Raw genomic sequence first — 12,527 nt, 5'->3', positions numbered from 1 at the left:
GATATTTTAGGATAAGAAGCTACTTTTAACTATCTAAAAAGGACTCTGGAAAATGGAACCGATAGAACTGACGGCAGTAGCGATCGCCTACCACTTTTTAACTAAATATGTGGAAAAAACAGGGGAAGGTTTAGGAGAAAAGACTACCGAAAATTTGGGTAAGTTATGGCAAGGGATAAAAAGAATGCCTGCGAATACTTTTGCTGCTTTGAAACCTGCACGGGAAAATCCTTTTCCTGGAGATTTTGAGCAAGCGATACGGGAAATGGAGGCAGTGGCAAATCAAAACCCTGAACTTAAGCAAGATATTATTGATGTAGTTGCGGTTGCTAAAGAGGAATATCCAGAATATGTGAAAAATCTTGAGGCGAAGTTGGAAGAAATAAAGTCTCAAGGGATAACTGCTCAGAAAATTAGTGCTTTGTTTCAGGGAAGCAGTATTACTGGGGGTTCTGTAAATACGGATAATAATAATAATTCTGTAAGTACGGATAATAATAATAATGTAGTTATTCAAAATCCCACGTTTCAAGGTCAAGTTACCTTTTGACAGCAGTCGTCGGGAAGGGCACCGATAAAGAAAAGTACCCAATTTCAACATCCTAACCAAAAATACTATATTCCTGGGGAGGAAGGTTTAGATAATAAAGTTTTTGTGGGTAGGGAAAAGGAACTTGCCCAACTCCACGAATTGCTAAAAAATCATCAACGGGTTGCTATTGCTTCTATTTCTGGAATGGGGGGTGTTGGTAAAACGGAACTTTCCCGTCGATACGCTCATGCTAATAAGTCTGCTTACCCTGGTGGTATTTGTTGGTTGGAAGTACCTACAGAAAATGTGGGTATTCAGATACTCAGGTTTGCTGAGAATAATCTCGGACTTATTCTACCGGAGGAGGAAGATTTAAAGTTGCGCTACTGTTGGCAAAATTGGTCTGAGGGGGAGGCGTTACTTATTTATAATGATGTGACTGACTACAAATCTCAGGTAAAGCCTTTTTTGCCTCCAGACTTATCTCGGTTTCGGGTACTGCTGACTACCCGTAAAAGTTTTGGCAAGGCATTTCGGGAGTTGCCTCTGGATGTGTTGAAACCTTTGGCAGCGATGCAGTTGTTAAAGTCTATATTGGGTAGAGATAGAGTTTTGCAGGAACCCCAGGAAGCAAAGGCAAGGGAGTTGTTGAAATGGTTGGGTTATTTGCCTCTGGCGATCGAATTGGTGGGGCGGTATTTGGATGAGTATTGGGAGTCTTTGAATAGAGATAATTCAGCTTTGACAAAAATGCTCCAGCGTTTACAGGGAAAAAGTCTGGAACATCGGGCAATGTCTGCTAATGAGTTGATTAATTATCCTCATGGTGTGGCAGAGGCGATCGCTTTGAGTTGGGATAGGTTGGATGCTCAGACTCAAGTAATAAGTTTGTTGTTGGGGTTGTATGCTTTGGCACCTTTTCGTTTGTTTTTGGATAGGATAGAAGATGATAAAGTGTTGGAAGTGTGGGAAATTGCTCTTGGGGATCTGCTAAATCTCCATTTAGTTAAGAATGTTGAGTCTGGGGTTTATAGTTTGCATCCTCTGGTGCGGAAATTTTTGCAGATGAAATTGAGAGAATATCCAGGGGTGGATGAGTTGAAACGTGGTTTTGTTGTGGGGATGGTGGGGGCGGCATGGAAAATTCCCCAGAATATTACACGGGAGCAAGTAAAGGAAGTTGAAGTTGGTATTCCCCATATTGAGGAAGTGGCAAAACATTTGACTGAGTATTTGAGCGATGATGATTTGATTGTTCCTTTTATTAAATTGGGTAGCTTTTATGAATATCAAGGATTTTACTCACAGGCAGAAACTTGGTTAGTCAAGTGTAGGGAAATAGCTGAAAAATGTTTAGACAAAGATAATGCTGATGTTGCGACTCTATACAACAACCTAGCAGGTTTATATAAATCTCAAGGGAAATACCAAGCAGCGGAACCATTGTACCAACAAGCCATAGAAATCGACAAAATCGCCCTGCCTCCTAATCATCCAGATATTGCCACCAGTCTCAACAACTTGGCAAAATTATATTATTCTCAAGGGAAATACCAAGCAGCGGAACCATTGTACCAACAAGCCATAGAAATCGACAAAATCGCCCTGCCTCCTAATCATCCAGATATTGCCACCAGTCTCAACAACTTGGCAAAATTATATTATTCTCAAGGGAAATACCAAGCAGCGGAACCATTGTACCAACAAGCCATAGAAATCGACAAAATCGCCCTGCCTCCTAATCATCCAGATATTGCCACCAGTCTCAACAACTTGGCAAAATTATATTATTCTCAAGGGAAATACCAAGCAGCGGAACCATTGTACCAACAAGCCATAGAAATCGACAAAATCGCCCTGCCTCCTAATCATCCAGATATTGCCACCAGTCTCAACAACTTGGCAAAATTATATTATTCTCAAGGGAAATACCAAGCAGCGGAACCATTGTATCAACAAGCCATAGAAATCGACAAAATCGCCCTGCCTCCTAATCATCCAGATATTGCCAGAGACCTCAACAACTTAGCAGGATTATATGAATCTCAAGGGAAATACTCGGAAGCAAAACCATTATATCTGCAAGCTTTAGCTATTTTGTTTTCACAACTAGGACAAGAACATCCTAATAGTCAGACTGGTTTAGAGAATTATCTCAAATTTTTGCAGCAAGTTGCCAGGGAAAGTCGTCAACAGGAGTTATCAGATGAAAGGAGTTTGCAGATTTTGTCACAAATGGAGAATGAAGCAATTTAGGAAGGCAGAAGGCTTTTTTATAACTGATTATCCGGACATGATATAACTAGGGCTTACCGTTATAATCTCAAAGCATTGACAACTAAAGGTTTGAGCCTTCTTTAATCCCCAAAAAGTGCGCTGGTTTTAGTCTAAAACCCTCAAAAAGTTAGCATAAAAGGCAAACCTTCGGACAGAAAAATTGAGGGACAATTCTTACTCCTACCTCCTCGCTCATTCCCATTTCTCCTGTCTCCTGTCTCCTGTCTCCTACCTCTACTAAAAGACTTTTGAGCGCAAACCCTAACTATTCGCTCTTATTTGAACAAGATTTTTCATAATGAACTGTTTTTTCAACTGTTTGTATTTCATTAGGAGGTACAGTTCTTTCATCCATATAGTAAATAATTAAACCATCTAATTGTTTTTGACCTTTATGAGTAGAATTCCATTGACGACAAAGATAAGCTGCATAATCAGGATATAATTTTTTTCCTACTGCACGGTTAAGAGTAATAAAATAAACTCGCCATTGAATTGTTTCATAAAGTTCTTGGCGCTGTTTAATATTTGGTTTATCCCAACTAATTGGTTGTTCTTCTGCTAAAACATTAACTGTACTTCCATCTTTTAACTTACCTTCAATGACGTGCCAACCATCATCTCTGGGGGGCGCCGGAGCAAAAATACTCCATGTTTGATCTAAACGAGTCATGTAACCAATAGGATGAATATATTGAAGAGTTCGTCTATTTAGTAGTTTATGACTAGCTGTAATCCAATCATTTTTCTGCTCTTGACGCGAAGCATAGGTTTGTTTGACAAAACTTCTAAAATTCCACATCGTAGTAAGTAGAAGTAAAGTAATAGTAATAAGGTTTAAAATTAAGGAAGGGCAAACTTCAATTGGTCGAAATTTTAAAGGTGCAGTAAACTTGCCTGCAAATTGACGATTAGAAGCAATTGTTTCATAAATTTTAGTACCTAAAGATTTTAAAGGTTGCCATTTTAAGATAGGTACAAGAAAACTAAATAAAGGAGATAAACTCACTACATAAATTATTCCTTCCCATTTGAAGTAACGATTTTGTTGCCAATCTTCTACTACCCAAGAATTTTCGGCTAACATATCCTCATAAATAGATGGATAATCTTGTGCCATTAATATAGGGGTTTTCGGCAAAATTAAGAAGGTACGCAATAAATAAACTACTTTTTTACAAAAACCACAATCAGCATCGTAATAAATGGTTAATCCTTGACGTTGTTGATTTTCTATTTTTTGTTCTGCTTTATCCCAAATTACACTAGGTGTTAATGCTAACCAATTAACAATACTTAGATAACTTAAAATGCCGATGTGAAAACATAGTTCAAAACCAATATGTAATAAGACAAAAGAAACTATTGCTATACAACGAAATAAAGCATTCCGAAAAGGGATAAATATGATTAACGGACCAACCCACTCAAAAATCAGTGCAGAAATAGTCAGTAATTTTAAAATTTCTTGAGGAAAACTCAATAAAAATTGACCAAATGCTGTGGAATATTGGTCAAAACTTAATGAGTAATAAACAGCGTCTCCATCAGGCCACCAAATGTCACTTTTGGTTTTAAAAGCTGCCGACCAAATATAGATATAACAAAGTTGAATTAAAAAAGCTAAAGTTGCTCCACTGCATACTCTTTTAGGTAAAGGATTACGGGCAGAATTAAGGGCACTATCTATTGAATAACAAGCACCTAATGGTAAAAACATTGACCAAAAAAGCATTGCCCGCAACACATGATCTGCGGCAAAAATTAATACTGGATTACGATTATTTAGAGAGATTATTAATGCCCAAGTAGCAATAGTTGCTAGTCTGGTACGATAACCGAATAACATAGCTAAAGCAAAGAATATAGCTACTGCAAATATTAATCCTTGTATGAAGGGATGACCGCTAATTAAATTAATTGACCAATCCCAAGGATTAAGCATATCGATTAGAGCAGAACGTGGTAAAAGTCCATTATCAGTATAATGAGCATTTAAAGCTTGAGAACGAATAATTATATCCGTAAGGGTCATTAACGCTAAACCAATCCGAAATATGGCAAGCGATCGTAAATCTAAACCGATAATTTCATCTAATTTTAAAAGAGAAAAAAAATTGGGTTTGCTCATAATTTACCGAATTATTAATTATGGGTTTGCTGAAAAAGTCTTTTAGTAGGGGGTAGGAGACAGGAGACAGGAGACAGGAGACAGGAGAAATGGTTCGGGAGCGAGGAGGTAGAAGTAAGAATTGTAAGAATGATTTTTCTGCCCAACTTTTGCCTAAAATACGCTCCTTTTTGAGCATGAATAGCTGATAAATTTGCACTTTTTTCGATTCCAAAAAGGAACTTTTTGGGTGCATCTCAATTAAGCGATAAGTAATTGTACTCAATAAATAGGGATTAATAGGGTGTATCTTTAATATGTGCAAAAAAAAATACTTTTTTCCTATATATTCCCTGTTCCCTGTTCCCTAAAAGCGATAAATTTTTGGCTTTATTCACGCATTGAGATGCACCCAACTTTTTTTTATTTGTCAATGCTTTTATATTTAATCAGCAGAGCAATAATTATGGTTTATTAAGCGATTAATTATCAAGAAGTTTTGTACAAGACAGATTAGCAAAACTACCTATTTTGGCGTTGGTGAATTAGTGTATGATATTAATCTTAATTATTTAGGAGTCAGGAGAGAAGAAAGAAGAAGAAAGAGTAGTAAAAGGAGAAAGTTTTTTGTTCGCGCTCTTATTGGAAGGACGGTTTTAACGAGAGGTAATTATCAATTAATTAACCTGTACCTCATTTGCCCGAAATATACTGTAACTTCTGACTTTATTTCCCCGAAATATACTGTAACTTCTAACTTTTTATTTTTGACTTTTGACTGTTGAATTTTGACTTCGTTAAGCTTCTTTTTGCCGCCAAAGTCGCCAAACTGTTGTTACATAATCACGTCCTTTATCTAAATAATCTAACAAATTAATCCCTGTTTTACTTTCTCCTGTAGTGCGAGGTACACAAACATAAGGTACTTCTACCAAATGATAACCTAAACGAAAAGAACGACATAATAAATCAATACAATATTCTCCATAATCACCTTTTAAAGGAATTTTCTTTAATACTTCACTTCGTGCTGCAATAAAACCACTGGTATAATCATGTACTTGATTACCCAGAAATAACATCGCATAATTATTGATAATCCAGCTTAAGATACGAGCCATCATACCATGAGCAATATCTTTTCCACCTTTTATCCAACGAGAACCTACTGCCACATCTGCATTCCCTTCTCTTATTACTTTGACTAACTTAGGTACATCTTCTGGTGGCATAGATAAATCACAATCCATCCAGGTAATAATTTTAGCATCATAAGTAGCGATCGCTTCATTTATTCCTCTTTGAATTGCTGAAGTTAAACCTTTTTCGTCAATACGTTTAATTAATTCTACACCAGATTTAAAACTGTCATCTTGAAGAGAAAGGGGGTAATTATGGGCAATTTCTTCGACTATTTTCCAAGTACCATCTGGAGAATTATCATCTACGACTAAAATGAGATAAGGATGAGGCACGCTAGCTATTAAAGTTTCAATTAAAGGACGAATATTATCTTTTTCATTGAAAGTAGGTAAAACAGTGCAAACTAATTGATTAGACATAATTTTTTTTTTATTTTTTTACTATTTTGGTAAGCATTTCCTCCGGAATGCTGCGCAAACAGCCGTCAGCATTCAGCCATCAGCTATTGCTTCTTTTTAGTTCTAGATAAAAGCTTTACTAATTGAATGAGAATTAAATTTTACTATAAAAGCAGCTTTTAAAGTCTATATATTAAATTCCCCTTATAAGAGCTGAGAGCTGGCAGCTAATAGCTAAATTCTTACCTATTTTGAAAAACTTAATTGCTTTAAGCTGTTGCGCATTTAAATTGGAAATTATAGATATAGATTTTAAAAAGAGTGTTCTGGTCAAGTCTCATTAATTAGGCATAATAAAATTTTTCATTTCTGTGTCTTATATCATCTCCTTTATTTCCCTATTTTCCCTATTTTATGTTCCCTTTAAACTTCATATTTACTATTTCCAAAATAAATGTATATAGCGTTTCTTAAATTAGTGAGATACAGTTGTTTTTCTTTTTGGTAGTCCTACATAGTAATGGTAGATGAGGATGAATAGCGCTGCTTCATGGGAGCAAAATGCTCCCACTACCGTTTCCTTGACCAACATAATTACAATAGACCACCATTACAATGCACCACTACCTTGTTTTTTTATATCCCCTGTTTATCGAATTACTACTCCCTACTCCCTAAAACAAACGAATTTTGTACCTCACCAATATTAGAATTGCTATCTTAACTTATTTCAACAATTTCTCCTTGATAAATAGGATATTTACCATGGGTTCCTAAATTATTTAACTTCACCTGAAATAATTGATTATTTTGACTAAATTGAAGTTTTTCAGTGGCTTCTGTTAATGGACGACAGACACGATGGGGATAACAAATGTAAGTGAATTTATCTAAGCTTTTTTGTAACAATGCTTGAGCTAAATTTAATAAATCTTTGCTTTCTTCAGCACGAAATAATAAAGTTTTTGACGGCAAAGAAAACTCTAATGCTTGGGCTGCGTGTTGATGAGAAACAGCAACCACAGGGTCAGTATTTTTAGCTAAAAACTGAATTGTCGGCTCAATATCTTTGCTGTTTTTATTTATGTATATTGTTCCTAAATATAGGTTTTTGTATATGCCTAAAGCTACAAAAGTCAAAACAGTAAATAAAGCAACATAATAGAATATAGTTGATGATAAATTTTGAAAGTATTGTAATTGTTCAATCACCATCAAAGAAATAAGGGGGAGAAGGATTAATAAATATCTTGGTCCCCATTGTTTTCCTCCAACTGTAAATTCATCAGGTGCTATATCAACTAAAAGAGATACTCCTACCACAAAAAATAAACATATCAAATAAATAATTGTTATCTGATTATTCACTTCTACACTTGTTTGACCCATGAAATAAAACCATAAAATTGTTGCTATCAAAGGAATCAACCATTTTTTTATTTGATTTTTTAGTTCTCTTACACCTCCTTTGATGAATTGAAATCCTGTTATTATTATGCCTATTGACACAAGGGCAGCAATCATTAAATTAACATTCAATAAATCAGGAGAATTTTCTATGCCAAATAACAGAATGTAAAATATAGGAAAAATGGTTAGAGGAAAATATTCTATTAAAGACTTAGTTAAAAATTGAATAATTATTTTAAATTCTTCGATTCTTCTTGATAGGGAAAATTCTTCCAGCACTAACAGAGAATGAAGACCTAAAAAATATCCATAAATAATTTTGTTCGTTACTAAAAAAGCACCGACCACCAAAAACATACTGATTAAGTAGAAAACTGGTACTTGCAAATTCAGATATAGATCCTGCCAGTTGAAATTATTGGAATTTGTTAAAGCTGCTAGTAAATTATTTTGAGAAAATGCTTGTAAAATAACAACTATTGTCAAAGCACCAACCATAGCGAAAAATTCAGATCTAACCCAAACTGATAATCCAACTAAACATCCAGTGATGATGACATTAAATATAGACATTTGAGGGATAAAGAAAAAACTCATTCCCGCAAAACAAAGGGCAATAGCTAATGTATGTTCCCAATACATCGCACTATATAAAGTTAGATTTGAAGCAAAAATTAGAGCAATTAATCCTAGATTTGTATTAATAACGTTAAAGTTCAAAGATTGACAAATTAAATTAAAAGTTATCCAAACAACCCAGGTAGAAACTACAGGAATCAGATATAAACCTCTATAACCAAAAAGTTTATAGAAAGGCGCAGTAATTAAAGAAAAAGTAAAGGGGAAAGAAATGTAGTAGCGATTATTTAAACAAAAAACAAACGGTTTTTCATAGGGATAAAGTCCTTGATTCCAAAGTTCTTTCACCCATTTTTCTTCAGATGGAATTAAGTCAAAACGCAATTTACCACTACTTAATTGTTTTGCTAATAAAGCTTTTAGTCCAGAATCACCATTAAAAAATGCACCATAAGCGACTTGAGAAAATAAATACAAGGAATAAATAATTCCTGCTAATATTATTAGCCAAGATAATTGTTCTTTGATAATTATCATAAATTTGTCATCCATTTATAAAATAAGGAAGAAGGAAGAAGGAAGAAATAAAGAAGAAAAAAAAGGGTGGGGAAATTATATAAAGAGGTAGCTTCTACCATTGGAGAGAGCTAATTTTAAAGTAAGCATTTCCTGCGGAATGCTGTGCAAACAGCTATTAGCGGTCAGATAGCCTCCTGCAGAGGAACTGGGTTATCAGCAATGAAAATAAACATAAATAGCTAAAGTTAGCTGATGATTAATCCTTTTCCCAGGCTTTTAATTATCGCTCAATCTTAATTTTAATTCCTCGTTTAAATACAATAAATGATGAAATTTCATGGCAGAATGCTAGCGACTGAATGGTTAAAAATTTAAGCATAAATCTCTACCTTTCCATTTTGTATAATTCTTTTTTTAAATTGGTATAAAACCTACGACTTGAAAACCTAATACCAATTCTCAAAAACTTTGCTCTACTTGAAATTTCTATTTCTAAATACTATTTATTGACGTGATGTAAGCCTTTAATCATCTTTGCTATTTTGAGGCTTATTTTGACACTTTCCAAATATAGCATTACTCTTGATAAATGGTATAATATCGTGTCCGGATAATTAGTGATGAAAAAACTTTCTCCTCTTTTTCCCTCCTGACTCGGTCTTCCTGACTCGGTCTTCCTCCTTTATTATTTATAACTATTCAACCGGACATAATATAACACCTAAATACCTATTAATATAATTAAGCAAAAATTGTTTTTAATGATTTTACAACTGTTTGTATTTGTTGGTTACTTAAAGCTAAACCACTAGGAAGATAAAATCCACGTCTTGCTATATTTTCAGCTACAGGGCAAGATTCTTGCTTAAATAATCCCATTTTTTGGAATACTGGTTGTTCGTGCATACACCAGAAAAAAGGACGAGTACCTATTTTTTGTTCGCGCAATTTTTTCATTGCTTCTTTAGCATCAAAAGAAACAGAATCTTTGAGTACAACCCCATAAACCCAGTAAATATTATCAGCATATTCTGTTTTTGTCAGAGGTAATTCTAATTCAGAAACATCTGCTAAAAGTTCAGTATAAAGTTTACCCATATTTCGCTTACGCTGGATAAATTCATCTAACCTTTCTAATTGTGCCAAACCTAATGCTGCTTGTAGGTTAGTCATGCGTAAATTCCAACCTAATTCTTCATGGATAAAACGTTGTTGTGGTTGAAAACAAAGATTTCTCAAAGACCGACATTTTTCAGCTAGTATTTCATCATCAGTAACAATCATTCCTCCTTCACCAGTGGTAATGTGTTTATTAGGATAAAAACTAAAGGTACTCAATTCTCCAAAGCTACCACAAGGTTTACCAAAATAAGTTTGTCCGTGCATTTCTGCTGCATCTTCAAGAATTTTTAAACCATATTTTGCAGCTATTTCTAATACTGGATTCATATCTACTGGTAATCCATAAATATGAACCACCATAATAGCTTTAGTTTTCGGAGTAATTTTAGTTTCCAATTGCTTAATATCAATATTCCAAGTAGTAGAATCACAATCTACTACAACAGGAATTGCACCTGCTCTAACAATTGCTGCCGCACAAGAAATAATAGTAAAAGTAGGTAGAATAACCTCATCTCCTTCACCAATACCTAAAGCAGTAATTGCCGCATCAATTGCCATTGAACCATTACAAACAGCAATACCATATTTTCTACCTACACGATTCGCAAAAGCTTGTTCAAATTGTTTAACAAAAGAGCCTTCAGAAGAAATCCAACCAGTATCAATACATTCATTCAAATATTGCTTTTCTTTTCCCTTTAGTAAAGGCTCATTCACAGGAATAAATTCTGTCATTTTTCTTTACCTTACAATTTAAATTTATACGAAATCCGCTTTAATATAACTATATTAAAAATATTCAAAACATTTGTATAAAGCGGATTAAGTAATTTAGGCAATCAGTCTATAATCACCGGATTTTGGTATTATGCTAGAACTTGTTCTCGACTATTATCGCTTCGTTCAAAGCGGGTTTTATCAAGATTTCCTACATAAGGGCCTTGTTTTACTTCAATCATTTCTACTTCTTCTAACATCTTGAAGCCGTGTCCACCTTTGATTAGTAAAATAACGTCTCCTTTATTTAAAATGTGGCTTTCAAGATATTCCTGTTGGTCATTGTAAAAATCTACTAGTAATTTTCCTTCCTTGATTAGTAAAACTTCTTGAGTATAAAAAACTTCTCGCCTTACCATATTATGACGATGAGGTTGAATTTCTTTGCCTTGAGGGTGTCTCATGTAAGCTAGCTGTTGAGAATAGCTATCTGGGGTGAAAAAATGAATTCCAGGCTCTCTAAAATCAGCCGGAATAATCATCGCTAATACTTCATTGTGATACATGATTTGTTTAATCATAAGTAAATATCCTGATCATGTAATTTTATGATTTTGTGAGGCCTCAATAAACTTGATATATACATAGGACTTACACAGTACAAGGTATTTCCCTCCAAAGTGACCAACAGGGTTTGTGGAGCAGTCCGCAACGGACAGCAATCTCAAATCCTAGTTTTTCCTACCTGACGCGTAAGTCTTGTATAAATTAGTTTGGCTTCCTCATTAATAATACCACAAAAATTCTAGCCTAATCGTTCATTTTTCTGCTCACCTATCCGTTCATTTACTTATTCAAAATGTTCACTTACCTGTTCAAAATGTTCATTACCTGTTCAAAATCAAAAAATAGGCTCAAGACATTGCGGAGTACATATGAGTTAGTCCCAGTCCAGGTCTAAGTCTAAATCCAAATAAAGAGTAAACAAGTTGTCCGAATATGATGCTTCCTTGTTTGCCCAGCATTGTGTAAGAAAGTAAACAGGGAGTTTGACTTTTTTCTCAAGTCAAGTTGCGATCGCTCCTTTCTTTCTCTTCATCTTTAGCTGTGGTGAAATTTACTATTTATAGTCAGGAAAAGACAACAGTGAGAAAAATATTTCCCTCTATATCCTCAGCATCTTTACTCAATCTCCCCATCTCCCCATCCCCCCACACTCTATCTACCATTACTATGCACCACAACCAAATTATGTATCGGGCCATTTTTTTTTGCCTCTAGTCTCTCCCTTTCAGTAGACTGAGGATATACAGATGGAGAAAGTCCTATGAAAAAATCATCAAAATCTAAAGGTCGTCTAGTTTGGAATCATTCTACTCATATTGAAGGGTTGATTCCTATTTTAGAGAAATTAACTCAACGTCAGGGTATTGAAACTGTTACTCCAGGAGTTATCAGCAGGTCCAAAAGTCATATTCCCCACATGAAGTTAAAAGTTTCAGTGCCTATTAGAGGTGGTTTTAAACTTATTGCTAGACAAGGAAAAACTGTTCAAGAAGTGTTTATGTTAACTAGCTTAACTCAAGAAGATTTAGAGGAGGCGATCGCTTATGTCTTAACTAAATAGAGTTTGCTTTTCAGTAGTGGGGGAGCGGGGGAGTGTGGGAAGTGTGGGAAGTGTGGGAAGTGTGGGAAGTGTGGGAAGTGTGGGAAGTGT

Annotated in this window: 9 protein-coding genes; 3 read left to right on the top strand and 6 right to left on the bottom strand. The window is 34.8% G+C overall.

The features are described 5' to 3' along the window. The first annotated feature begins 52 nt into the window (after positions 1-52). Together D5R40_RS10590 and D5R40_RS10585 are read left to right on the top strand one after the other, a co-directional pair. Positions 53-550: a hypothetical protein gene (locus tag D5R40_RS10590; RefSeq protein ID WP_124144244.1), complete on the top strand. Its 498-nt coding sequence runs from the start codon at positions 53-55 to the stop codon at positions 548-550. Between the two features lie 105 nt (positions 551-655). Beyond that, positions 656-2,788: a tetratricopeptide repeat protein gene (locus D5R40_RS10585; protein WP_205127635.1), complete on the top strand. Its 2,133-nt coding sequence runs from the start codon at positions 656-658 to the stop codon at positions 2,786-2,788. A gap of 286 nt (positions 2,789-3,074) precedes the next feature. On the opposite strand, the gene D5R40_RS10580 is transcribed toward D5R40_RS10585, so the two are convergent. The 6 genes from D5R40_RS10580 to D5R40_RS40925 form a co-directional block, all read right to left on the bottom strand. Next, entirely contained in the window at positions 3,075-4,940 is a 1,866-nt protein-coding gene (locus tag D5R40_RS10580) for an HTTM domain-containing protein (RefSeq protein WP_124154624.1), read from the bottom strand. A 776-nt stretch (positions 4,941-5,716) separates the two neighbouring features. Then, positions 5,717-6,481 carry a polyprenol monophosphomannose synthase gene (locus D5R40_RS10575; protein ID WP_124144242.1) on the bottom strand — a complete coding sequence of 255 codons (765 nt, stop codon included), beginning with the start codon at positions 6,479-6,481 and terminating at the stop codon, positions 5,717-5,719. A gap of 699 nt (positions 6,482-7,180) precedes the next feature. Further along, a complete protein-coding gene (locus D5R40_RS10570; protein ID WP_124154623.1) occupies positions 7,181-8,986 on the bottom strand; it encodes an LA_3751/LA_3752 family putative glycosyltransferase in 1,806 nt (601 codons plus the stop codon). A 723-nt stretch (positions 8,987-9,709) separates the two neighbouring features. Beyond that, positions 9,710-10,828 carry a DegT/DnrJ/EryC1/StrS family aminotransferase gene (locus D5R40_RS10565; RefSeq protein ID WP_124144240.1) on the bottom strand — a complete coding sequence of 373 codons (1,119 nt, stop codon included), beginning with the start codon at positions 10,826-10,828 and terminating at the stop codon, positions 9,710-9,712. Positions 10,829-10,959: 131 nt separating this feature from the next. Then, entirely contained in the window at positions 10,960-11,391 is a 432-nt protein-coding gene (locus D5R40_RS10560; protein WP_124144239.1) for a cupin domain-containing protein, read from the bottom strand. Positions 11,392-11,940: 549 nt separating this feature from the next. Then, positions 11,941-12,075 (bottom strand): hypothetical protein, encoded by a 135-nt coding sequence (locus D5R40_RS40925; RefSeq protein ID WP_275670324.1) that lies wholly within the window; start codon positions 12,073-12,075, stop codon positions 11,941-11,943. 62 nt (positions 12,076-12,137) lie between these two features. On the opposite strand from D5R40_RS40925, the gene D5R40_RS10555 reads away from it, so the two are divergent. Next, a complete protein-coding gene (locus D5R40_RS10555; RefSeq protein WP_124144238.1) occupies positions 12,138-12,437 on the top strand; it encodes a DUF2103 domain-containing protein in 300 nt (99 codons plus the stop codon). Positions 12,438-12,527: the final 90 nt, after the last annotated feature.

This window comes from Okeania hirsuta, assembly GCF_003838195.1.
Taxonomy (GTDB): Bacteria; Cyanobacteriota; Cyanobacteriia; order Cyanobacteriales; family Microcoleaceae; genus Okeania; species Okeania hirsuta.
This window is presented reverse-complemented; position numbering and strand designations above follow the sequence as displayed.

Coding starts and splice junctions, on each gene's coding strand:
- D5R40_RS40925 (WP_275670324.1), bottom strand. CDS start 12,075: ATGGCCCGATACATAATTTGGTTGTGGTGCATAGTAATGGTAGATAGA.
- D5R40_RS10565 (WP_124144240.1), bottom strand. CDS start 10,828: ATGACAGAATTTATTCCTGTGAATGAGCCTTTACTAAAGGGAAAAGAA.
- D5R40_RS10590 (WP_124144244.1), top strand. CDS start 53: ATGGAACCGATAGAACTGACGGCAGTAGCGATCGCCTACCACTTTTTA.
- D5R40_RS10555 (WP_124144238.1), top strand. CDS start 12,138: ATGAAAAAATCATCAAAATCTAAAGGTCGTCTAGTTTGGAATCATTCT.
- D5R40_RS10570 (WP_124154623.1), bottom strand. CDS start 8,986: ATGATAATTATCAAAGAACAATTATCTTGGCTAATAATATTAGCAGGA.
- D5R40_RS10580 (WP_124154624.1), bottom strand. CDS start 4,940: ATGAGCAAACCCAATTTTTTTTCTCTTTTAAAATTAGATGAAATTATC.
- D5R40_RS10575 (WP_124144242.1), bottom strand. CDS start 6,481: ATGTCTAATCAATTAGTTTGCACTGTTTTACCTACTTTCAATGAAAAA.
- D5R40_RS10560 (WP_124144239.1), bottom strand. CDS start 11,391: ATGATTAAACAAATCATGTATCACAATGAAGTATTAGCGATGATTATT.